Annotated in this window: 21 protein-coding genes; 18 read left to right on the top strand and 3 right to left on the bottom strand. The window is 46.9% G+C overall.

Features of this window, described 5'->3' with window-relative positions:
* Window positions 1-3: 3 nt before the first annotated feature.
* From yidC to lepB, 6 genes are all read left to right on the top strand, one after another.
* Window positions 4-1818 (top strand): membrane protein insertase YidC, encoded by a 1815-nt coding sequence (gene yidC, locus HRU69_10065; GenBank protein ID QOI97811.1) that lies wholly within the window; start codon window positions 4-6, stop codon window positions 1816-1818.
* 121 nt (window positions 1819-1939) lie between these two features.
* On the top strand, window positions 1940-2716 hold the full coding sequence (locus HRU69_10060; GenBank protein QOI97810.1) for a ParA family protein: 777 nt from the start codon (window positions 1940-1942) through the stop codon (window positions 2714-2716).
* Window positions 2713-3609: a ParB/RepB/Spo0J family partition protein gene (locus HRU69_10055; protein ID QOI97809.1), complete on the top strand. Its 897-nt coding sequence runs from the start codon at window positions 2713-2715 to the stop codon at window positions 3607-3609. The genes HRU69_10060 and HRU69_10055 overlap by 4 nt, the downstream gene beginning before the upstream one ends.
* 27 nt (window positions 3610-3636) lie before the next feature.
* Window positions 3637-4200: a hypothetical protein gene (locus HRU69_10050; GenBank protein QOI97808.1), complete on the top strand. Its 564-nt coding sequence runs from the start codon at window positions 3637-3639 to the stop codon at window positions 4198-4200.
* Between the two features lie 64 nt (window positions 4201-4264).
* Window positions 4265-4972, top strand: coding sequence for a 4-hydroxy-tetrahydrodipicolinate reductase (gene dapB, locus HRU69_10045; protein ID QOI97807.1), 708 nt, complete (start codon window positions 4265-4267; stop codon window positions 4970-4972).
* Between the two features lie 261 nt (window positions 4973-5233).
* On the top strand, window positions 5234-6475 hold the full coding sequence (gene lepB / locus HRU69_10040; GenBank protein ID QOI98890.1) for a signal peptidase I: 1242 nt from the start codon (window positions 5234-5236) through the stop codon (window positions 6473-6475).
* A 72-nt stretch (window positions 6476-6547) separates the two neighbouring features.
* Here lepB and ung read toward each other — a convergent pair whose 3' ends face one another.
* Window positions 6548-7210 (bottom strand): uracil-DNA glycosylase, encoded by a 663-nt coding sequence (gene ung, locus HRU69_10035; GenBank protein ID QOI97806.1) that lies wholly within the window; start codon window positions 7208-7210, stop codon window positions 6548-6550.
* Window positions 7211-7289: 79 nt separating this feature from the next.
* On the opposite strand from ung, the gene apaG reads away from it, so the two are divergent.
* From apaG to HRU69_09975, 12 genes are all read left to right on the top strand, one after another.
* Window positions 7290-7676: a Co2+/Mg2+ efflux protein ApaG gene (apaG, locus tag HRU69_10030; GenBank protein QOI97805.1), complete on the top strand. Its 387-nt coding sequence runs from the start codon at window positions 7290-7292 to the stop codon at window positions 7674-7676.
* Window positions 7677-8453, top strand: coding sequence for a class I SAM-dependent methyltransferase (locus HRU69_10025; protein QOI97804.1), 777 nt, complete (start codon window positions 7677-7679; stop codon window positions 8451-8453).
* A gap of 52 nt (window positions 8454-8505) precedes the next feature.
* Window positions 8506-9432 (top strand): chromosome segregation protein SMC, encoded by a 927-nt coding sequence (locus tag HRU69_10020; protein ID QOI97803.1) that lies wholly within the window; start codon window positions 8506-8508, stop codon window positions 9430-9432.
* A gap of 110 nt (window positions 9433-9542) precedes the next feature.
* Window positions 9543-9929, top strand: coding sequence for a 30S ribosomal protein S6 (locus tag HRU69_10015; protein ID QOI97802.1), 387 nt, complete (start codon window positions 9543-9545; stop codon window positions 9927-9929).
* Window positions 9929-10180, top strand: a complete 252-nt coding sequence (locus HRU69_10010; protein ID QOI97801.1) for a 30S ribosomal protein S18 — start codon at window positions 9929-9931, stop codon at window positions 10178-10180. The genes HRU69_10015 and HRU69_10010 overlap by 1 nt, the downstream gene beginning before the upstream one ends.
* A gap of 26 nt (window positions 10181-10206) precedes the next feature.
* Window positions 10207-10650: a 50S ribosomal protein L9 gene (locus tag HRU69_10005; protein QOI97800.1), complete on the top strand. Its 444-nt coding sequence runs from the start codon at window positions 10207-10209 to the stop codon at window positions 10648-10650.
* A gap of 68 nt (window positions 10651-10718) precedes the next feature.
* Window positions 10719-11690 (top strand): GSCFA domain-containing protein, encoded by a 972-nt coding sequence (locus HRU69_10000; protein QOI97799.1) that lies wholly within the window; start codon window positions 10719-10721, stop codon window positions 11688-11690.
* Between the two features lie 14 nt (window positions 11691-11704).
* Window positions 11705-13690: a thioredoxin domain-containing protein gene (locus HRU69_09995; GenBank protein ID QOI98889.1), complete on the top strand. Its 1986-nt coding sequence runs from the start codon at window positions 11705-11707 to the stop codon at window positions 13688-13690.
* A 42-nt stretch (window positions 13691-13732) separates the two neighbouring features.
* Window positions 13733-16240, top strand: coding sequence for a primosomal protein N' (gene priA / locus HRU69_09990; GenBank protein ID QOI97798.1), 2508 nt, complete (start codon window positions 13733-13735; stop codon window positions 16238-16240).
* Between the two features lie 77 nt (window positions 16241-16317).
* Window positions 16318-16761, top strand: coding sequence for a nuclear transport factor 2 family protein (locus tag HRU69_09985; GenBank protein QOI97797.1), 444 nt, complete (start codon window positions 16318-16320; stop codon window positions 16759-16761).
* A gap of 185 nt (window positions 16762-16946) precedes the next feature.
* Entirely contained in the window at window positions 16947-17255 is a 309-nt protein-coding gene (locus HRU69_09980; protein QOI97796.1) for an RNA-binding protein, read from the top strand.
* 131 nt (window positions 17256-17386) lie between these two features.
* The gene (locus HRU69_09975) at window positions 17387-17845 is read left to right on the top strand and encodes a DoxX family protein (protein QOI97795.1); all 459 of its coding nucleotides are present in this window, start codon (window positions 17387-17389) and stop codon (window positions 17843-17845) included.
* Between the two features lie 9 nt (window positions 17846-17854).
* Here HRU69_09975 and HRU69_09970 read toward each other — a convergent pair whose 3' ends face one another.
* Both HRU69_09970 and HRU69_09965 read right to left on the bottom strand, forming a co-directional pair.
* Window positions 17855-19099 carry a metallophosphoesterase gene (locus HRU69_09970; GenBank protein QOI97794.1) on the bottom strand — a complete coding sequence of 415 codons (1245 nt, stop codon included), beginning with the start codon at window positions 19097-19099 and terminating at the stop codon, window positions 17855-17857.
* 9 nt (window positions 19100-19108) lie between these two features.
* Window positions 19109-22510, bottom strand: a complete 3402-nt coding sequence (locus tag HRU69_09965; GenBank protein QOI97793.1) for an efflux RND transporter permease subunit — start codon at window positions 22508-22510, stop codon at window positions 19109-19111.
* Between the last annotated feature and the right edge of the window lie 13 nt (window positions 22511-22523).

The raw sequence follows: 22523 nt of genomic DNA, 5'->3' as shown, positions 1-22523 counted from the left end.
ACGATGGATAGAAATCAGGCTATCGGCCTTACCCTTATTGCTGTTGTGTTGCTGGGCTATTTTATCTGGTTTGCTCCCCGGCCCGAACCGCTAACAGAGCAACCGGCTATGTCTAAACAGCCTGTTGCCGAAACCGATTCAACTAATCAGGCACCGGAACCATCCAAACCCGACAGCACGACATCCGCCTCATTCGGCAAGTTGGCCGGGTTTCTTTCCGGGGAAGAACGCCTCATCCCGGTCGAAACACAGGATCTGAAAATCAGTTTCTCCACCAAAGGCGGTGTTATTCGGGAACTGGAATTAAAAAACTATAAGACCTATGCCGGTAAGCCATTAACATTAGTTGACCCGCGATCCAATACGTTTCAACTCATCGCCAACCGCCTCGGTGGCGACCTAAATCTGTACGCATTGCATTACCAGGCAAGCCAAACCACGCGTGGCGATACCACCCTGCTCACCTTTACCATCCGCCTTAATGAAAATGCCTCCTTCGAGCAGCGGTATTCCATCCCGGCCAGAGGCTATCAGATCGGATACACCATCAAAACGGAAGGGCTGGAGAACGAACTTTCCGATCACCTCACCTTTCAATGGAACAATTTTTTGCGGTTGCTGGAGCGCGACCTGGCCGACAGCCGGATTAACACTACCATCACCTATCACTACAACGGCAGCATGGATGAACTTGCGCCCCGATCCACCTCTACCGAAAGTGAAACTTTTTCAGGGAATGTGCAGTGGGTAACGCTAAAGCAAAAATTTTTCCTCAGCTCGATTATTTCACCCAAAGGTTTTCCGGGTGGAGAAATTGAAACAGCCGTGAACGAAGCCGATACCTCGGTGGTAAAACGCGCCAATATTCGCGTGTTCATTCCCCTGACAGATCTGGCTGGCAAAGGCGGCACATATTCATTTTATTTTGGTCCAAACGACTACCAAACCATCGGCAAGGTGGCTCCCGATTTTGCCAAAAACGTGTACTTGGGCTGGCCTCCGGTATATTGGATAAACAAATTTGTGATTTTCCCTGTCTTCCACTTTCTCACCAAAGTCATTAACAATTTTGGTTTAATCATTATCATCCTGGTCATCCTGTTGCGCATTGTCTTGCTGCCGCTCTCGTACAAATCATACCTGAGCATGGCCAAAATGAAAGTGCTGAAGCCTGAACTGGATGAAATTAAAGACAAGTTTGGCGATGACATGACTAAGGTGCAGCAGGAGCAACTTAAGCTGTATCAGCAGGCCGGGGTAAACCCCATCAGCGGCTGCATACCCATTTTGTTGCAGATGCCCATTCTGTTTGCAATGTTTTACCTGTTTCCGAACAGTATTGAACTGCGCCAGCAATCGTTTCTTTGGGCCGATGATTTGTCCACCTACGATTCGGTACTCAACCTGCCGTTTACCATTCCGCTGTACGGTAATCACGTGTCACTCTTTACGCTACTAATGACAATCTCAACGTTAGTAATCACCTGGCAAAACAACCAGGTTTCGTCAGTAACAGGCCCCATGAAATCCATGTCGTATATTATGCCGGTGGTGTTTCTGTTTGTGCTTAATTCATTCCCGGCCGGCCTTAGTTTCTACTACTTCATGTCGAACATCATCACCTTTGGGCAGCAGGCCATCATCAGGCGGTTTGTAGACGAGGATAAAATCAAACGGATTATGGATGAGCACAGACGCACCCTGGCTGCCGGTGGCGGAAAGAAATCCAAGTTTATGGCCAAACTCGAAGAGGCGATGAAGGCCAGCGAAGAGGCGCGAAAAAAATCGGAAGAACAGCGAAAGAATAAAAAGAAATAAACATTGTGCTGTGCATGGAATGTGGAAAAATACGTTCCACAGCGTTCCACGCCCCAATAACCTTCCTCTATATTTGCAGTCCGGCTGAAAACATCCGGACTCATTTTTTAACCTTACCCAGATGGGAAAAATTATCGCCATTGCCAACCAAAAAGGTGGTGTAGGTAAAACCACTACAGCCATTAACCTGGCCGCCAGCCTGGCCGTTCTAGAGCATAAAACCCTGCTTGTTGATGCCGATCCGCAAGCCAACTCTACATCCGGATTAGGCATCAACCCGAAAGAAGTAGAAACCGGTATTTACGAATGCATGATTGACGGAGCCAATCCGCAGGAAGCCATCATCGGTAATGAAACACTTAAGTACCTGCATGTACTTCCTTCGCACATTGATCTGGTGGGTGCCGAAGTGGAAATGGTAAGTATTGAACACCGCGAAGAAAAAATGCGCGATGCGTTGCAGAAAATTAAAAACGACTACGAGTTTATCGTTATCGACTGCTCTCCTTCGCTCGGGCTGATTACCATCAACGCCCTCACTGCTGCCGATTCGGTGATTATTCCCGTGCAATGTGAATACTTTGCCCTGGAGGGACTCGGCAAACTATTGAATACGATAAAGATTATTCAGACACGGCTTAACCCGAAGTTGGAAATTGAAGGAATATTGCTTACGTTATACGACTCGCGTACCAGTCTGGGCAACCAGGTGGTGGAAGAGGTGCGAACGCATTTTAAAAAGATGACATTCAACACGATAATACCGCGAAATGTAAAACTAAGCGAATCGCCCAGCTTTGGTATTCCGGTTATTGTGCACGATGCCGAAAGCAAAGGCGCCATCAGCTACCTGAACCTGGCCCACGAAATTCTGGATAAAAACGGCTTATCGAAATGACCAAAAAAAAAGCATTAGGCCGAGGGCTCAACGCCCTGCTCAGCGACAGCAATGTGGACGACCGGCTGGAAACGGATGTGCCTGTTGCACATAATACACCTGCCGGTGGAATCCTGGAAATCCCCGTGGAGCAGATTGAAGTGAACCCGTTCCAGCCTCGCACACATTTCGATCAGGACGCATTGAACGAACTGGCCGACTCCATTAAAGTACACGGCATCATTCAGCCGATTACCGTGCGCAGACTGACACACAATCAATATCAGCTTATTTCTGGTGAACGAAGACTGCAGGCTTCAAAACTGGCCGGCTTAAAAACAATACCCGCTTATGTACGGCTGGCCGATGACCAGCAGATGCTGGAAATGTCGCTGATTGAAAACATCCAGCGCGAAAACCTGAATGCCATTGAAATTGCCCTGAGTTACCAGCGCCTGATTTCAGAATGCAACCTGAAACAGGAAGAACTGGGCGACCGCGTAGGTAAAAACCGGGCCACGGTTACCAATTACCTGCGGCTGCTGAAGTTACCCCCGGATATACAGATAGCTGTTCGAGACAATAAAATCAGCATGGGGCATGCCCGGGCAATAATTAATGTTGAGAACCCTGATACTCAACTCTTCATTTTCAATAAAATTCTTAGCGATGATCTGTCGGTAAGAAAAGTTGAAGAGTTAGTGCGTGAAATAGGCTCAAAAAAAACAGAAAAACGCGAAGCCGCCACGGTTTCTCCGGCTACCCGTGAGATAGCCCAACTGCAGTCGCGGCTCTCCTCCCACTTTGGCACCCGTGTTGCTGTAAAGAGCGATGGCAAAAAGGGTGAAATAAAAATTCCCTTCCTGTCCATTGAAGATCTGAACCGGATTCTGGACATTCTAAAAATCCAGTAGCCGTTGTATGCAGGCTTATACTTATACATGAAAACTTTGCCGGTCGTTTTCTTTTGCGTGATCCTTTCTGGCGGATACGCCCAGCACAAGGATTCAGTGCGCGTGGTTATGCCCAATAGAGACACTGTGCTGATTAAATCCTATGCTGACCGGTACAGTCCGCGCAAAGCATTATTGTATGCTGCCGTATTACCCGGTGCCGGCCAGGTATACACAAAAAAGTATTGGAAACTACCATTAGTTTACGGAGGCCTTTTTGCTACTGGCTATGCCATAAACTTTTACCAGGAAGGCTATCTGAAATATAAAAACGAACTCTTTTATGTGCTTGATACGGGTGTATCGCTAAGCCCAAGTGGTTTTACGGAAAACCAGTTGCGCACAATTGTTGACCGTTACAGGCGGGAGCGCGATTTTATGATTATCGTGATGGCCGGGGTATACCTGTTGCAAATGGTGGATGCCCACGTAGACGCCCACCTGAAAGAGTTTGATGTAAACCCCAACCTGCAGGTGAGCATAAGGCCTACAGCCGAAAACAACCTGCTCACCGGCACAACAGCCGGACTTTCTCTGGTAATTCGTTTCTGACTCCTTGGAGGTTGGCCTGGGATGTAATTACTTGCAGCAGCAATCACATCAGTTAAATTTTACTATGAATATTCTCCTGCTCGGTTACGGCAAAATGGGTAAAGCCGTTGAACAGGTGGCCATGAAGCGCGGACACCGGATCGTTGACCGCATTACTTCAGGCAACCGTTACAATCCCGGCCATGTTGTGGCCGATGTAGCTATTGAATTTTCAAGCCCGGAGGTTGCCGTTGAAAATATTACCTGGTGCCTGCAGCATAACCTTCCAATAGTTTGCGGCACCACAGGCTGGCTTGATAAGAAAGGCCTCATCGAAAAGTTAACGCGTGACTGTAATGGTACCTTCTTTTATGCGTCTAACTTTAGCATAGGTGTGAACATGTTCTTTAAACTGAATGAATACCTGGCCCGGTTAATGGCCGGCTATAACTCATATGAGGTTCAGATTGATGAAACTCACCATACCGAAAAAAAAGATGCTCCCAGCGGAACGGCCATTACCCTGGCCGAAGGCATTATAAAACACCTCCCATCCAAAACAACCTGGGTCAATCACACCCCTGGTAAACAACATGAACTACCTATTCTTTCACACCGCATTGCCAACGTGCCCGGCACGCATGTGGTTAAGTACCAATGCCCGGTTGACACGATCAAAATCAGCCACGAAGCCCACTCGCGCGAAGGCTTTGCGCTGGGAGCCGTGGCGGTGGCGGAGTGGTTGCCCGGCAAGAAAGGCGTACTGACGATGGGCGACTTTTTACAATTATAGATAATCGCTTTATTTGCAACTTTTTAAAACTTACCTGACGTGAACGCAATCCTGTTAACCTTCATCCTTATCCGTGTGGGTGTTACCATCGGCTACTGGCGCCTTTTCGAAAAAGCCGGTATTGAAGGATGGAAATCGCTGATACCCTTTTACTCTGAATATGTGCTGATGCACAACATTGTGGGCAAACCGAAACTCTGGTTTATTTACCTGCTCATACCGGTTGTCAATGTATTTGCTTATTATGTTATCATCTTCGATATGCTCCGCTGCTTTGGCAAGCCCTCGCTGTGGAGCCAGATACTCATCATCTTTACCGGATTCTTTTACCTGCTTTGGTTGGGATTCGATAACAAAGTAAAATACCAGGGCAAACTCAACGACCTGCCGCAAATCAAAAAGTCACCATTGGCTGAATGGTCAGAGGCCATTGCTTTTGCTGTAGTGGCCGCTACACTAATCCGCTTCCTGATCATGGAGGCCTATACCATCCCAACACCCTCGATGGAAAACTCGCTTTTGGTTGGCGATTTTCTTTTCGTAAGTAAATTTCATTACGGCAGCCGTACCCCGAAAACCCCGCTGCAAATTCCGCTTACACACCAGAAGATTTGGTTTACCAACATCCCTTCGTACCTGGACTGGATACAACTGCCCCAAACCCGCCTGCCCGGAATTACCACCATTAAAAGTGGCGATGTGGTGGTGTTTAATATCCCGCCAAAACAACTTAATGAAGGGAAAGATTATCCGGTTGACATTAAAACAAATTACATCAAACGCTGCGTGGCAGCTGCTGGCGAGACGCTGACCGTTAAAGATGCGCAGGTTTTTGTAAACAATAAACCGTTGGCCAGCCACCCGTTAACGCAATGGGCTTATCACGTTAAGGCCACCGCCATCATTAACGAACGGAACCTGGATAAACTAAACCTGGGCCCCGAAGATTACAACGTCATCGGGCGGCCGGATGAAAATACAGTAGAGTATATCATGTGGATTACGCCCGAAAAAGCCGAAGAAATAAAGGCGCTGCCTTACATTAAAAGCGTTGAGCGCGAAAAACAGGATCAGATTTTTGGTTTGTTTCCGTTCTCTGAATATTATGGCTTCGGTGCGGGTTTTAAAAACAACCTGAACTGGACGCTCGATAACTTCGGGCCGTTATGGATACCCGCCAAGGGCACTACCATTGCCATCAACGATTCTACCCTGGCCTTGTACGGATTTATCATTGCCAATTACGATCACAACAGCGATGCTGAAATCAAAGACAAGAAACTCTACATCAATGGAAAAGAGGTAACCGAGTACACCTTTAAGCAGAACTATTACTTTATGATGGGTGACAACCGCCACAACTCGCTCGACTCACGGTACTGGGGTTTTGTTCCGGAAGATCACGTAGTGGGTAAAGCCTTTTTCATCTGGCTTTCTATAGACTCCAATGCCGGCCTACTGCATAAAATACGGTGGAACAGGTTTTTTAAGATGATTGAGTAGACTCAGCTTTTTGTCTGACACTTCATGTAGGTAATATCCTAATCGGTTTAGCGTCTGCTTTTAAAAGATTTACTACCAATCTATCTCCCTTAATCCTTTGCTTTTCAGATAAGCATTTGTCTTGCTGAAATGCCGGCACCCGAAAAAACCCCGGTCGGCCGAAAAGGGCGATGGATGTGGTGCCATCAGCACCAGGTGTTTGGAGCGGTCAATCACCTCTCCTTTTTTTTGTGCATACGCACCCCACAATAAAAAAACCACATTCTCTTTTTCAGCAGATATAAGTTTAATCACCGCATCGGTAAAAATTTCCCAGCCTTTATGCTGATGTGAACCGGGCGATGATGCCCGTACGGTAAGGGTTGCGTTTAACAGCAGCACACCTTGTCGGGCCCAGCGCTCCAGGTTTCCGCTGGCCGGAAAAGGCTTTCCTAAATCTGTTTGTATCTCTTTAAAAATATTTACCAGCGAGGGCGGCATGCGTACCTGATCGGTGACCGAAAAACAAAGTCCGTTTGCCTGCCCTGGTCCATGGTACGGATCCTGCCCCAGAATAACCACCTTCACATCCTCAAAACTGCAGGCATCAAAAGCATTAAAAATCTGCCGACCTGGCGGATAGACCGTTGCCAATTGATATTCGGATTTTACAAAAGCAGCCAGTTGCTGAAAATACGGTTGAACAAACTCATCCGATAACCTTGATTTCCAACCGGGCGCAATCCTGACATCCATTTTCAGCGTATTTCCGGAAATATAAATCAACCGCTGAACAGTTTCAGGGGTTGACTAAAAATCCCTTATTTTTGGCCGGATGGTAACTGAAATAACACAGGGCATCCGCGTAAGCGTTGAAACCGAATACCAGCCGGCCTATTCCAGTCCGAGTCAGTACCACTATGTTTTTACTTACCGCATTACTATCGAAAACCAAAGCGAGTTTACCATCCAGTTGCTGCGCAGGCACTGGCATATTTACGATGCCGGCTTCAGCACCCGTGAAGTGGAAGGCGAAGGTGTAGTAGGGCAACAGCCTGTGTTGGAACCAGGCCAATCACACCAGTATGTTTCAGGTTGCAACCTGAAATCGGGCATTGGCAAAATGGTGGGTACTTACCTGATGGAACGCGTGGTAGATGGAACCCGGTTATCCATTCGCATCCCCGAGTTTACCATGGTGGCTCCCCTCCGCCTGAACTGAGTGTCACCTTTTTTCAAAATAAAAACTTATCTCAACTACTGGCTTGATGCCGTAGATGAACATTCGTTGCATGCGCCCTTCCTGTTCGACTTTTACACCAATACCATCAGGCGCGAAACCGGTGAGTTAATTGCCATTGAAAACCTTCGTAAAAAATTATTGAAAGATGAGCGTACCATTGAGGTGACTGATTTCGGAAAAGGTTCCAAGCACACCAACGCCAGCACACGCAAAATAAGCGAGATTGCCGAAACAAGCCTTACTCCGGCCAAGCACGCTTCGTTGTACCACCGCATTATCATGGCGCGTAAACCAAAAACCATTGTTGAACTGGGCACCTCCTTTGGCATCAACACGCTTTACCTTGCCCAATACCCCGAATCAACCGTATACACATTTGAAGGTGCTGACCGGATTGCCGATGTGGCTGAACTCAGTTTTGAATTTGCAGGGGCAAAGAACATTGAATTGATCCGGGGTAATATTGACCAAACCCTGTACAGTACCCTTTCGCGCATTCCGAAAGTTGACCTGGCCTTTATGGATGCCAACCATCGGCTGGAACCTACGCTGCGGTATTTTGAACTGCTGCTGTCAAAATCACACCACAAAAGCATGGTACTTGTTGACGATATTCACGATACACCTGAAATGGAGCAGGCGTGGAAACAAATACGGAAGAATCCCCTGGTGTATGTAAGTATCGACTTGTTTCGCTGTGGCATTTTGTTCCTCGATCCATCACTGAACAAACAACACGTTGTACTGCGGTTTTAGCACTTGAATTACATGCCGATATAGCTATTTTTGCATGTGCTATACCCGTTTTATGAGCGAAGAGAAAACCACCCCCGCACCTGAAGTTCCTAAAAAGTCGAACAAGGCAACCATTGTTATTGCCCTGCTTTCGATTATTATCATTATTCAGGTTATTAAAATTTACCTCGACCACCAGGAGCGAACCGAAATCCAGGCCCAGCTCAGCACCACCGAAGAGGAACTGGCCACCACCATGCAACGCATGGAAGAACTGAAGGTAGAACTTGCCCAGAAGATTGAAGAAGTAAAAAAACTCGGTGGCGATGTGGCCGACCTGCAACAGGCCAAAGCCGAAATTGAAGAACAACTGAAACGCAGAACACAGGCTTCCGGCAAACTGATTAAAGAACTGAAAGACAAGGTGGAGGGCTATGAACTCCTGCTTAAGAATAAAGACGAGGAAATTGAACGGCTTAAAAACGTAAACAAAGCCCTGTTGAACGAGAATGTTACGCTTAAAACCGAAAAGAATCAGTTAGGCGACTCGCTCAACCGGTTAAGCCAAACCAAGCAGGAACTGGCCGGCAAAGTGGCGCTTGCTTCGCAACTGAAAGCAGAGAATATCCGCATCGTAGCGCTGAACGACCGGGGCAAAGAGCGCGAATCGCCCTTCCGAAGCCGACAGGTAGGAAAACTGAAAATCGAATTCAACCTGGCTGAAAACAACGTAGCCCCTATAGAAGGCAAGAAAATCATGATCCGGATAATTGATGAGAATAACCAGGTGCTGTTCGATGTATCGCGCGGTTCCGGCACATTCATCTACAACGGTAAGGAAGAGTTTTACACAGCCGCCCAGGAAATCCTGTTCGACAACACCCGCCAGCGGCTCACCTATCTGTACGATAAAGGGTCTGACTATGCCCCGGGAACCTATACACTGGAGGTGTATTGCGAAGATTACCTGATGGGCAGCGGCAAGTTTGTAGTAAAATAGGCCGGCAACAGGCTTTTAAGCCATTTCTTCAATTTTCAGGCAGGCCCTTTCAAATTCGGGGCAATTCCCTACCTTTGCAGGCTCAAAACCTTAAAAACACGTAAAAATCAATGAAAAACTACGAGACAGTATTCATTTTGAATCCCGTTTTGTCTGAAGACCAGATGAAGGATACTGTCGATAAATTCGTGAAGGTGTTGAAGAAAGCCAAGGCTGATGTTATAAACGTTGAGCAATGGGGCCTGCGCAAAATGGCCTACCCCATCCAGCGCAAATCCACCGGTTTCTACAACCTCATCGAGTTTTCGGCAACTCCTGACGTGGTGAACACACTCGAAACGGAGTACAGACGCGATGAGTCAGTGATGCGTTTCCTGACCATTACCCTTGACAAGCACGCCCTGTTCTACAACGAGCGCAGGCGCAAAGGCGAATTCAAGAAGAAAGAAAACAAAGACGTTAAAAAACCCAGAAAAACTGAGGAGGAGTTGGCCTGATGACACTGATGAACGAACCCATTAAGCGCGTAGAACCTAAAGCCAAGTACTGCCGCTTTAAGAAAAACGGAATCAAGTACATTGATTATAAGGATCCCGATTTCCTGATTAAATTCATCAACGAGCAGGGAAAGATTCTTCCCCGCAGGCTTACCGGAACAAGCTGGAAGTTTCAGAAGAAAGTTACCCAGGCTGTAAAGCGGGCACGTCATATGGCGATTCTTCCTTATACCGGTGACTCCTTGAAATAACTCGTAACCTTTTAACTGAAGAAGAAATGCACGTAATATTAAAACAAGACGTTCAGGGACTGGGTTATAAAAACGACATCGTGAAGGTAAAGGCCGGCTACGGTCGCAACTACCTTATCCCGAACGGGCTGGCGCTGATTGCCAACAACTCCAACAAGCGCATGGCCGAAGAAAATGTACGACAGGCCGCTCACAAAGCTGCTAAAATCAAACAGGATGCTGAAGCGCTGGCTTCCAAAATCGGTGAACTGGTACTGGAAATCGGTACCAAAGCCGGAGAAAGCGGCAAAATTTTTGGTGCTGTTACAGCTTTGCAGGTTGCCGATGCGTTGAAAGCAAAAGGCTTTGACATCGACCGCAAGAAAGTGGTATTTAAAGAACAGCCCAAACAACTCGGCACCTATTCGGTTTCGCTTGATTTGCACAAGGAAGTGAAACACGAAATCAAGGTGAAAGTCGTTTCGGAATAACACCTCAAAAGCAAAACGCTCAAACCCTGACGCCACCCGTCAGGGTTTTTTATTTCGTAGCTTTGAACATGTTTCGCACTGAACTTATTCCAAAGCAATCGAGAGACCGTATAACGCTAAAGCATCGGTTAGTTACAGCAGGCTCATGCTTTGCTGATGCCATAGGCAGCCGGCTTACCACACACAAGTTTGAGTGCCTTTCCAATTCCTTTGGTGTCAGCTATAACCCGCACGCCATACACAAAGCATTATTGTATGCCCTACACAACCAATTGCCGCCTGAACGCACCTATTTAATGAACCAGGGCATTCACCTGAATTACGATTTTCACTCTGCCTTTGGTTCTCCGGATAAAGACAACCTTAAACAAAAACTCAGCAACATCATCAGTGCCAGCCATCAATTTTTAAAAAATGCCAACTGGCTGCTCATCACCTATGGCACTGCCTGGGTGTATACCCGAATTGATACCGGTGAAATCGTTGCCAACTGTCACAAAGTGCCCTCTTCTAATTTCAAAAAAGAACTATTTACCCAGAAGAAGTTTCTGGAATCGTTCGAGACCTTTTACAACGAACTGCTGACCTTTAACGCCCACATTAACCTGATTCTTACCGTGAGCCCGGTGCGGCACCTGAAAGACACACTGGAAATGAACAGCGTGAGTAAATCGGTGTTACGCCTGACTTGCCATACGTTAAGTGAGCGGTATGAACGGGTGCACTATTTTCCGGCATTTGAAATTATGATGGACGATTTGCGCGATTACCGCTTTTACAAATCCGATATGATTCATCCCTCCTTCGAAGCCGAAGAATACATCTGGCAAAAGTTTTTACATGCCTTTGCAGATGAGCCCACAAAAAAATTTATCGCAGAATGGACCGGCATACTGCAGGCGCTTGGGCATAAGCCCTTTCATCCGGCCAGTGCAGCCCACCAGCAATTTGTAAAAGACACTTTAAAAAAATTAGAGCCCCTGGCAAACCTGGTGAATGTTGAAAAAGAATTGAATCAGCTTAAAGCCCAGTTACTGTGAGTGACTCTTCGCGCATACCCAACCGCCTTATCCGGGCAACCAGCCCGTATTTACTGCAACATGCCTACAATCCGGTTAACTGGTATGAGTGGGGCCACGAGGCCCTTACCAAAGCCCGGCAGGAAGATAAGCCTATACTGGTCAGCATCGGCTACTCCGCGTGCCACTGGTGCCACGTTATGGAGCGCGAATGTTTTGAAAATGCCGACATCGCTGCCCTGATGAATGAATTCTTTGTGTGCATTAAAGTTGACCGTGAAGAACGGCCCGACATCGACCAGGTGTACATGGAAGCCGTACAGGCCATGGGTATTAACGGGGGCTGGCCGTTGAACGTGTTCCTGACACCTGACCAAAAACCGTTTTATGGCGGCACCTATTTTCCGCCACCCACCTGGGCGCAGGTGCTTACCAATATCCATAAGGCTTACCAATCACGAAAAAACGAAGTCATCCAAACTGCCGATGAACTTACACGGCTGCTGGCCGTATCGGAAGTATCGAAATTCAAAAAGCAGGCAGAAGAGGCTTTCAATGACAGCCTGCAGCAAATCTACCGGCATATAGAAGCGACCTTTGACCGCCACGATGGCGGCCTTGAAAAAGCTCCCAAGTTCATCATGCCTTCCATCTGGCATTGGTTGCTTCGGTACTATTATTTAACCAAAAATCCACAGGCGCTCAATCAAATTAATCTCACCCTGAAACACATTTTTTATGGCGGCATTTACGACCAGCTTGGCGGGGGCTTTGCCCGCTATTCGGTGGATAGCCGGTGGTTTGTGCCTCACTTTGAAAAAATGCTTTACGATAACGCGCAACTCATCAGTCTGTACGCTGAAGCGTACCAGGTTACCGGTGATGAGGAGTATAAACAGGCCGTGTACGAAACTGTAAATTGGCTTAAACGCGAAATGGCTCATCCTTCCGGTGGCTTCTATTCAGCCCTGGATGCCGACAGCGAAGGGGTTGAAGGAAAATTTTATGTATGGACATATCAGGAGGTTTCGGACATCCTGGGAAACGCAGCAGCCGAAGTGTGCAGGCACTTCAACATAACACAAAACGGAAACTGGGAGCATGGCACCAACATCCTGTACCGAAATGCCGGAGAATTACCACCATCGGAAAATCTTGTTCGTTATAAAGAAAAACTGCTTCAACAACGAAACCACCGGATAAAGCCAAGCCTTGATACTAAAATTCTATCCGGATGGAACACCATGGCTGTCAGCGCCCTGGTGGATGCCTATCACGCCTTTACAGATAACGCCTTTCTTGAACTGGGCCGAAATGCCATACGCTTTATTGAAAATACACTAATTGAGGGCAACACACTATACCGTACCTGGAATACAAAACGTTCAGCCACCGGGGGATTTTTAGACGATTACGCTTTCCTAATCCAGGCATACCTGAAATTATACGAAGCCGACTTTGATGAAGACTGGCTCGAAAAGGCGAAACAGTTTGCAACAAAGGTAATTGCCGACTTTTACGATACGGCTGATGGCTTTTTCTTTTACACCTCAAAAAATGCCAAACAACTTGTAGCCAGAAAGAAAGAACTGTTCGATAACGTAATCCCTGCATCAAACAGCGTAATGGCACAAAATCTTCTGTGGCTTGGAAGATTACTCGACCGTGGAGACTGGATAGCCCTCGGCAAAAACATGGTGGACGGCATGCATGAACTGATTCTGAAAGAGCCCAACTACATGAGCAACTGGGCGATGGCCTGGTTATGGGCCAATAAGGAAATTGCCGAGGTAGCCTTTGTCGGAAAAGAATACCAGTTATATAAAAATGAGTTCAAAAAGCACTTTCATCCGATTTCACTCGTCACGGGCACTGCAGTTGCCAGCCGCCTGCCACTCCTTCAGGGTAAGGAAACCGGCATTAAAACCACGGTGTACGTGTGCTACAACAAAACCTGCAAGCAGCCTGTTCATTCAGTAAATGATGCCATCAGGCAAGTGGCTGCTGATTATACGGTATAAAAAATTGAATCCGATTCCATTAGATTTGCCGGAAGGCTTTCAATGACCAAGCAGCTCCCTTTAGAAAATCCCGAACGGATTACACTTTTTGCCGAACTCATTCTGCCGGTACCCGTACCCAAGCTATTCACTTACCGCGTGCCACTGGAATTTAACGAACGTATCGCCCCGGGGCAGCGTGCCATTGTTCCGTTTGGCGACCGTAAAATCCTCACCGGTATCATCAGCATTGTTCATCAGAATCCGCCAAGGGAGTATGAAGTAAAATACCTGTTGGAACTGCTCGATGACGAGCCCACCGTAAATTCACTCCAGTTAAACCTTTTCAACTGGATTGCCGCATACTACCTGTGCGCTCCGGGTGAAGTAATGAATGCCGCCCTGCCCTCCGGGTTAAAACTTTCCAGCGAATCCAAGGCACAACTCCACCCCGCCTTCGACTGGAGTGAAACACTGTTTGAGTTTACCGAAAAAGAAGAGATGCTGCTAAAGCAGCTTCAGCACGGCCCGATGACCTATTCGGAAATATCAAAATTACTGGGCGTAAAAACGATTTATGCCATTCTTAAATCACTGGTAAGAAAGGAAGCCGTCATCCTATTTGAAGAAGTGCATGAAAAATATAAACCTAAAACCGAGCGGAAAGTACGGTTAGCCCAACATTACCTGTCGAACGATGCACTGCATGAACTATTCAACACGCTGGCTTCCAGGCCAAAGCAGGAAGCACTGGTGCTGAAATACCTGCAGGAAGTGCCGGTAATGCACGATGCCGGGCAAAATAAAGCCGGCCTTTCGCGCAAAAAATTACTGGAGGGCCATTCATCTGAATCATCGCTTAATACGCTGATCAAGCACGGCATCTTTGAAGAGTTTGAGGTTATTATTTCGAGGTTTGATAAAGACACCAGCAGAGAACAACCTGAAAATACTCTTAGCGATGACCAACTTCGCGCACGTGATGAAATTCTGCAGTCGTTTGAAAAAAGCAACGTCACACTTTTTCACGGCATTACCGGCAGCGGTAAGACCGAAATCTACATCAGTCTGATAAAGCAGGCGTTGGATGCAGGCTCGCAGGTACTTTACCTGCTGCCGGAAATAGCGCTGACCACCCAGATTGTTCAGCGCCTGAAAAAAGTGTTCGGCAACATGATGGGCGTTTACCATTCCCGTTTTTCCGATAACGAACGCGTGGAAGTGTGGCGGGGCATTCTGAGCGGAAAGGTTAAGTTCGTAGTGGGTGTGCGTTCAGCTGTCTTTCTGCCTTTCGATAATCTGGGATTGATTATAGTTGACGAGGAGCATGATACTTCCTTTAAACAGCAAGAGCCGGCCCCCCGCTACCATGCGCGCGATGTGGCGTTGATTATGGGCCAGCTGCACCATGCACGCGTACTGCTCGGCTCGGCCACTCCCTCGCTGGAGTCGTACTGGCTGGCGCACAGCGGCAAATACGGGCTGGTACAATTACACTCCCGGTTTGGTGAGGCCCGGCTTCCAACAATTGCGTTGGCAGACCTGAGCCGGGAACGGAGAGAAAAGAAGAACAAAGGGCAGTTTACCTCTGCCTTGCTCAAGGCCATTGAAGAAACGCTTGCACGTAAAGAACAGGTAATTGTTTTTCAAAACCGCAGGGGTTATGCACCGTTGCTGGAATGTGAAGACTGCGGGTGGATACCGCGGTGTACCAACTGTTCGGTAAGCCTAACGTATCATCAATATAAAAGTGCGTTGGTTTGCCATTACTGCGGATACAGAGAGCCAATGCCCACGGCATGCCGTAATTGTTCGTCCAGGCGACTGCTCACGTCAGGCTATGGCACCGAAAAACTGGAGGAAGAGCTTCGCCTGCATTTCCCGGAAGCCGCCATCCAGCGTATGGATCTGGAAACTACCCGCTCAAAATCCGGTTACGAAAATATCATCAGCGAATTTGAAGCGGGCCGAACCGACATTTTGGTCGGCACCCAAATGGTTACCAAAGGACTTGACTTCGGCCGCGTTAGTTTGGTTGGAGTGTTTAATGCCGACCGGATGTTTCATTTCCCCGACTTCCGCTCACACGAACGGGCCTTTCAACTGCTCACCCAGGTTAGCGGACGGGCCGGCCGAAAGGATAAACCCGGCACGGTAATTATACAAACCTCGCAACCACAACACCCTTTACTTAACGTTGTGCTTAACCACCGGGTAAACGAATTTTATACACTTGAACTGGACGATCGAAAAGCACACCAATACCCGCCCTTTACGCGCCTGATTGAACTGACTCTTAAGCACACTGATAAAAAAACGGTTAACGAAGCCTCTGCTGCACTGGCCGAACTGCTGCGCCATGAACTTACCGGGGTAAAAATACTGGGGCCTGGTGAACCCATGGTATCAAAAATCAGAAACCAGTATCTGATGAGTATTCTCATCAAAATTCCCCGCCATACCGGAAACCTGCAGGATATAAAACGGATACTGACAGCCGGTATCGGCACACTAAGCGAAAACAGTGCCTTCAGGAATGTACGCACCGTGGTGGATGTTGACCCGTATTGATTGTGGTTTCGGATTATAATGCATTTTCAAATTCATTACCTTCGTTAAAGATCATAATTAAACCAAATCACCATTTCATGTTTACTTTCCGAACACAACTTTTACTTGCAACACTTCTGCTTCTGAATTACACCCTCGCAGCCGCACAAAAAAAACCAAATGATGCAGAAATCATCCGAAACATTATGCAAAAACAGCAAGCGGATTGGAACCGGGCCGATATTGAAGCATTTATGGAAGGCTACTGGAAATCCGACAGCCTGAAATTTATCGGAAGGAACGGCATTACCTATGGCTGGACTACCACCCTGGAGAATTACAAGAAGGGGTACCCAACACCCGAGGCCATGGGACAACTTACCTTTACACTCCTATCCGTGGAGATACTTTCGCCAACTACAGCCTTTGTTATTGGAAAATGGGAACTGAAACGCACACATGACAATCCGGGCGGGCATTTTACCTTATTATGGAAAAAAATTAAAGGCAAGTGGGTTATCGTTGCTGACCATACCTCATAAAAACCATTTTAAAGCCTTTTTCCCGGTAAGCAACTTCAAAACAACCTGTACCCGTTGAACCATAACATATTCTGGTTATTTTTACATTGATTTGATCAATTAATCCGGAGCCCATCTTCTTACCGAACTGAGTTTCAGAAAGATTCATCAAACAACAATTAATTATTCACTTTATCAGTTAACAAATGAACATTTATGTTGCCAACATCCCTTTTAAAGCAACGGAAGCAGAATTGAAGGGACTCTTCGAACAGTTTGGTGAGGTTAGCTCAGCTAAAATCATCCTTGACAAATTTACCAACCGAAGCCGCGGTTTCGGGTTTGTTGAAATGGCCGATGAGTCATCGGCCCAAAGCGCTATTAACCAGTTAAACGGTGCCGATTTTATGGGCAAAAACCTGGTGGTAAACGAGGCCCGTCCGCGTACCGATGCCCCTCGCGGAAACCGGGGTGGCGGTGGATTCAGAAAAAATTTTAATCGGGACGATTATTAGGATTTCAGGATAACCATTAAAAAAGCCCGGCCAAGCCGGGCTTTTTTATTTGGCTGTAAAGAAAACAGAACCCGGAATTGACCTTTCGCAAAACATTTCTTAAACTTTGTATAAACCAACCAATTACCCGTATGAGTGTAGTTACCGATGTTGAAAAATGGGGTAACGCTCACCGCCCCGGCTTTCTTGACTTCTTCCGGATTATTCTCGGCCTGTTTATTACCTACAAGGGCCTTGAGTTTATCACTAATATGGATGAGTTGGAAATGACTGCCTCCGGTTTCAATGTTTGGTTTGCAGGGGCAACGCTGGCTCACTATGTAGTTTTTGCACACATTCTTGGCGGGCCGCTGATTGCTGTTGGGTTGTTTACCCGCATCGTAAGTATTATTAACCTGCCGGTATTGATTGGTGCAGTAGTTTTTGTGAATGCACCCAAAGGCTTTCTGAGCGTGGGCAATCACATGGAGCTTGAAATCTCACTGATTGTGCTGGCCGGGCTTATCATCTTTACCATTTTTGGTGCCGGCAAATATTCCATTGATGCCAAACGCAGGCGCGAGATGGAGGCCTCACAGCCAGGCACCTGAGTATCGTACTCAAGCACGCTTCAATTCAATGATAGTGAGTTCAGGGGGAATCCCGACCCTGCCAGGATAACCAATGTAGCCAAAACCGCGATTCACATACAGGTACTGGTTACCTTCTTGATACAAACCGGCCCATTGCCTGTACACATATTGGGAAGGACTCCATTTGAAGTCGCCAATCTCTACACCAAACTGAAAGCCGTGAGTATGCCCGGCAAAAGCTACATCGATATCCGGGTAGTTGGGTCTTACCTGGGCGTCCCAATGGCTGGGATCATGCGAAAGCAATAATTTTACAGGCGCCTCTTCACTGCCACGATAGGCCTCATCCAGTTTTCCGTACTTGGCAAACCGGCCGGCTCCCCAGTTTTCAATGCCTATAATGGCCAATGCTTCACCGTTTTCCCTGATGAGCCGGTACTCATTCATTAGCAGGTCAAATCCCATCAGCCGGTGGGCTTCCATCAAATCACTAAAGTTTTTGTGCTTGGCCTCCCGGCTCACCCACGATTTATAATCGCCATAATCGTGATTGCCTGTAACCGAAAATACACCCAGCGGGGCTTTTAGTTTAGCAAACAAATCAATGTAATCAGCTACTTCACTGGTTTCGTTATTTACCAGGTCACCGGTAAAAAAAATCAAATCAGGCTTCTCGCGCAAAAACATTTCAATGCCACCCCTTACGGATGTCTTACTAAAAAAACTACCCGAATGAATATCGGATAGCTGGCCGATGCGAATACCGTCAAAGGCTTTCGGAAGGTTGGGCAGCCTAATTGTCCTTCTGCGAATGCGGTAATCATGGGCACCTGAAATAATGCCGTAGGTCATGGCCGCGAACGGAATGGTTGCCGTTATAACTGCTGCCTTGGCTAAAAATTCAGATCGTGGGATGACTTTACCACCATGCGATGGGGCGTCTTGTTTAAAGTAGTTTACCAGCCAGCGGATGCTCCGTTGAACATCATCAAAAAAAACAAAAAGTACCCCGAAGATTTTGGAGAAATAAACAATAAAAATTCCGGTAAGTACCAGGTTACGCAATTGCGATCCATATCTATATGGATCACCATAGGCATACCACAATATGGCCAGCAGGGTAAGTGCGGTAAAAAACCAGAAACCGAGCCTTGCAAAAGTTTTCCATCCTGCTGTCCACTCCTTGCTGATGGTTGCAACAGCCTGGTAGACGTAAAGATCAATCAACACCAGAACAACCAGAATGAAAAACAGTGCCATGAACTTTACCATTACGTTTGGTTAACCAATGCCCAGCCTGCGGTTAAGTTTTTCAACCAGCAGGTACATAACCGGCACCACCACCAGGGTTAAGAAGGTGGCAAAGGCCAGGCCGTGCACAATCGTCCACGATAGCGGGCTCCAGAAGATGACACTGTCACCGCCAATGTAAAAATCGGCATCGTAACTGGTGATGAACTTGATAAAGTCGATATTGATACCGATAGCCAACGGCATTAACCCCAAAATGGTAGTGATAGCTGTTAGCAACACGGGGCGCAGGCGTGTTTTACCGGCTTCGGCAATAGCATCAATTACCACCGGCATCGGCAGCTTATCTGCGTTCAGCTCTTCTTTCAACCGCTTTTTCTTCAGTTCAATAAAGTCAATCAGCACGATGGCGTTGTTCACCACTACACCGGCCAATGAAATCAGGCCCACCATGGTCATGATTACCACAAAGTCCATCCTGAAAATAAACAGCCCTAAAAATACCCCAATGGTGCTGAAGAGTACGGAAGTCATGATAATCAACGGGGCTGTTATTTTGTTGAACTGTGCAACGATAATTAAAAAGATAATGAACACAGCCATTGCCAATGCGCCCGTAAGGAAACTCATTTCTTCCATTTGCTTTTCCTGTTCGCCACCGAATTTAAATGAATACCCGGGGGGCATCCGGTAGTCGGCCAGCAATTCCTTTATCTGGTTGTTGATCTCGGTTGCATTATAACCGCCCAATACATTCGAGCTTAAGGTGATTACCCGTTTCAGGTCTTTTCTTCGAACCGAGCCATAAGAAGAACTCAACTCAGTTTTCGCAATAGAGGAGATTGGCACCTGAGAGATTTTACCGGTACTTTGATCGCGAAAGGTTACGCTTTTATTAATAAGCGCATCCAAATCGTAGCGGTATTTATCGTCAAGCCGAAGTTGGATGTCGTAATCCTCTTCGCCCTGCTTAAACTTCGATACCTCCTTACCGTAAAGCGAGGTGCGTATTTCATTTGCAACAGAGTAGGAAGAGAGCCCGAACCGCCTGGCTTTTTCCCTGTCAATATCAATAACCAGTTCAGGTTTTCCGGTTTCCAGGTCAGACTTGAGTTTTTCAATTCCTTGTATGCCTGATTCATTGATTTTGTTGCGCATATCTTCGGCTATCTGCACCAGTGTCGGAAAATCATCACCGGAAATCTCAATGTTAATGGGCTTTCCGGCCGGGGGACCGTCCGAATTTTTATCAACTGTTACTGTTACTCCGGGGTACTGCCCGATGGCCTTACGCACTTCTTCCATAATGGCATTTGTGCTTTGGCCATTACGGTATTTAAAATCAACAAAGTTTACCGTTATACGTGCTTTGTTGGGCGTATCCGACATGCCGATATTGGATGGATCATTCGGATCGCCCGTGCCCTGCCCTACGTTACCGATTACCGATTCAACAATAGATTCATAAGGTTTAACCAATTCAATTACCTGGTCCTCAATCCGCTCGGTTAATTTGTTGGTTACTTCAATGTCGGTACCGGTGGGGTACTCAATAAAGATATTGATATACTTTGGTTCGTTGATGGGGAAGTAGATAACCTTGGGCGGAAAAACAACCAGTAACCCGATAGAAAGAAACAACAACAGGATAGTGCCTATTAAATAAGTTTTGGGATTAGAGCCCTTCAAGGCATGTTGAATGAGCTTGGCGTATCGCCTTTCTAACAGGGGGAGCAGGCGGGTTTGAAAAGCATGGGTTAACGGAGCAAATACATAGATATTAAGCAAGGTCAATGCAGCACCAATCAACAGGAGGTTACCGAACCAATACACCTTTAGTGCTATAAAAAGTGCGCCAGCAACTACTAGAGCCAACACAATGCGGTGTGTCACCTTCCGGTTTTTGGTAGCACTGTCGCTTTCATGTTTCATAAACAGCGAAGCAATTACCGGGGTTACCACAAGCCCTACAAACAACGATGAGCTAAGAACAACAATCAGCGTAATGGGCAGGTACTTCATAAACTCACCCATAATACCCGGCCACATCGCAAGCGGTAAAAAGGCAGCCAACGTGGTAGCAGTTGAGGAGATAATAGGCCAGGCTATCTCACCGGTGCCCAGCCGCACCGCACTCTTCAAATCGTATCCTTCTTCGTACAAGCGGTACACATTTTCCACCACCACAATACCGTTATCCACCAGCATACCCAGCGCCATGATCAGGCCAAACAGCACCATCATATTAATGGTGTAGCCGATAAAGCCCAGGATGAGGAACGATAAGAACATGGATAAAGGAATTGCAATACCTACGAAATAGGCATTGCGGATGCCGAGGAAAAGCATAAGCACACCTACCACTACAATTACCCCGGAAATAATGTTGTTCTCCATGCTGCTTACCATTTCCTTGGTAAAGGATGATTGATCGTTGGTGATAGTAACATTCAACCCGGCCGGGAATACTTCGGCTTTGGCTTTGGCCAGGATGGCGTTTACTTTCTCGGTGGCTATCAGCAGGTTCTGGCCGCTTCGTTTAATTACATCAACCATTACCACCGGTTGTTTTTGCAGGCGGGCATAGCTCTGCCGCTCCTTATAATCAAATTCCACATGGGCCACATCTTTCAGGTAAACAATGTTTCCCTTTTCGTGCTTAACCACGATGTCTTCCAGTTGACGCGGATCGTTAAACTCACCCACCACCCGGATGTTTCTGCGGATACCGTCATCCAGGATATTGCCCCCTGAAAGGGTAACATTCTCAGCCTGTATGGCATTTTCAATATCACCAAAGTTCAGTTCGCGCGCCTCCAACTCGTAAGGATCAACCTTTATCTTTACCTCCTTTTCATCAATACCTTTTATCTCTACTTTCGAGATTTCGGAAAGCTTTTCAATTTCATCCTCCAGGTACTCGGCATAGCGCTTTAGTTCTTCCAATTCAAAATTTCCGGAGAGGTTAATATTAAAAATAGGAAACTCCGAAAAGTTTAATTCAAAAACGTTCGGGTCAGCAGGCAGGTCGTTGGGCAGTTCGGGCTTGGCCTTATCAACCGCGTCTTTTACTTTGGTCAGTGCATCTTGCACCGAAGTTTTAGGATCAAACTCAATGATAATAGTTGAATAATCCTGTACGGAAGTGGATTTGATGTTGTCCACTTCCGAAATGGTATTAAGCTCCTTTTCAATGGGCCGGGTTACCAGGTTCTCCATATCAATGGGCGAATTGCCCGGATAAGAGGTACCGATATACACCACCGGCTGCTCAATTTCAGGGTAGCTGTCTTTGGGTAAGCTGATGTAGGTCATGATACCCATGACTGTAATCAGAAAGGCCAAGAACATGACCGAGGTACGGTTGTTCAGCGCCAGTGTTGACAGGCCAAACTCTTTATCAACTTTAAGTTGTTTATTGCTATCGCTCATAACGTAAGGTCAA

The organism is Flammeovirgaceae bacterium, from assembly GCA_015180985.1.
Lineage (GTDB): Bacteria > Bacteroidota > Bacteroidia > Cytophagales > Cyclobacteriaceae > UBA2336.
Note: the sequence above shows the minus strand (reverse complement) of the source record. Positions and strands in the feature narration are given on the sequence as shown.

Excerpts from the sequence above, each read along its gene's own strand:
- HRU69_10000 (QOI97799.1), top strand. The coding sequence starts at position 10,719 with ATGTTTCGCACTGAACTTATTCCAAAGCAATCGAGAGACCGTATAACG.
- HRU69_10010 (QOI97801.1), top strand. The coding sequence starts at position 9,929 with ATGACACTGATGAACGAACCCATTAAGCGCGTAGAACCTAAAGCCAAG.
- HRU69_09975 (QOI97795.1), top strand. The coding sequence starts at position 17,387 with ATGAGTGTAGTTACCGATGTTGAAAAATGGGGTAACGCTCACCGCCCC.
- HRU69_10050 (QOI97808.1), top strand. The coding sequence starts at position 3,637 with ATGAAAACTTTGCCGGTCGTTTTCTTTTGCGTGATCCTTTCTGGCGGA.
- lepB (QOI98890.1), top strand. The coding sequence starts at position 5,234 with ATGCTCCGCTGCTTTGGCAAGCCCTCGCTGTGGAGCCAGATACTCATC.
- HRU69_10020 (QOI97803.1), top strand. The coding sequence starts at position 8,506 with ATGAGCGAAGAGAAAACCACCCCCGCACCTGAAGTTCCTAAAAAGTCG.
- dapB (QOI97807.1), top strand. The coding sequence starts at position 4,265 with ATGAATATTCTCCTGCTCGGTTACGGCAAAATGGGTAAAGCCGTTGAA.
- HRU69_10015 (QOI97802.1), top strand. The coding sequence starts at position 9,543 with ATGAAAAACTACGAGACAGTATTCATTTTGAATCCCGTTTTGTCTGAA.
- apaG (QOI97805.1), top strand. The coding sequence starts at position 7,290 with ATGGTAACTGAAATAACACAGGGCATCCGCGTAAGCGTTGAAACCGAA.
- HRU69_10005 (QOI97800.1), top strand. The coding sequence starts at position 10,207 with ATGCACGTAATATTAAAACAAGACGTTCAGGGACTGGGTTATAAAAAC.
- HRU69_09970 (QOI97794.1), bottom strand. The coding sequence starts at position 19,099 with ATGGTAAAGTTCATGGCACTGTTTTTCATTCTGGTTGTTCTGGTGTTG.
- HRU69_09980 (QOI97796.1), top strand. The coding sequence starts at position 16,947 with ATGAACATTTATGTTGCCAACATCCCTTTTAAAGCAACGGAAGCAGAA.
- yidC (QOI97811.1), top strand. The coding sequence starts at position 4 with ATGGATAGAAATCAGGCTATCGGCCTTACCCTTATTGCTGTTGTGTTG.
- priA (QOI97798.1), top strand. The coding sequence starts at position 13,733 with ATGACCAAGCAGCTCCCTTTAGAAAATCCCGAACGGATTACACTTTTT.
- HRU69_09985 (QOI97797.1), top strand. The coding sequence starts at position 16,318 with ATGTTTACTTTCCGAACACAACTTTTACTTGCAACACTTCTGCTTCTG.
- HRU69_09965 (QOI97793.1), bottom strand. The coding sequence starts at position 22,510 with ATGAGCGATAGCAATAAACAACTTAAAGTTGATAAAGAGTTTGGCCTG.
- ung (QOI97806.1), bottom strand. The coding sequence starts at position 7,210 with ATGGATGTCAGGATTGCGCCCGGTTGGAAATCAAGGTTATCGGATGAG.
- HRU69_10055 (QOI97809.1), top strand. The coding sequence starts at position 2,713 with ATGACCAAAAAAAAAGCATTAGGCCGAGGGCTCAACGCCCTGCTCAGC.
- HRU69_10060 (QOI97810.1), top strand. The coding sequence starts at position 1,940 with ATGGGAAAAATTATCGCCATTGCCAACCAAAAAGGTGGTGTAGGTAAA.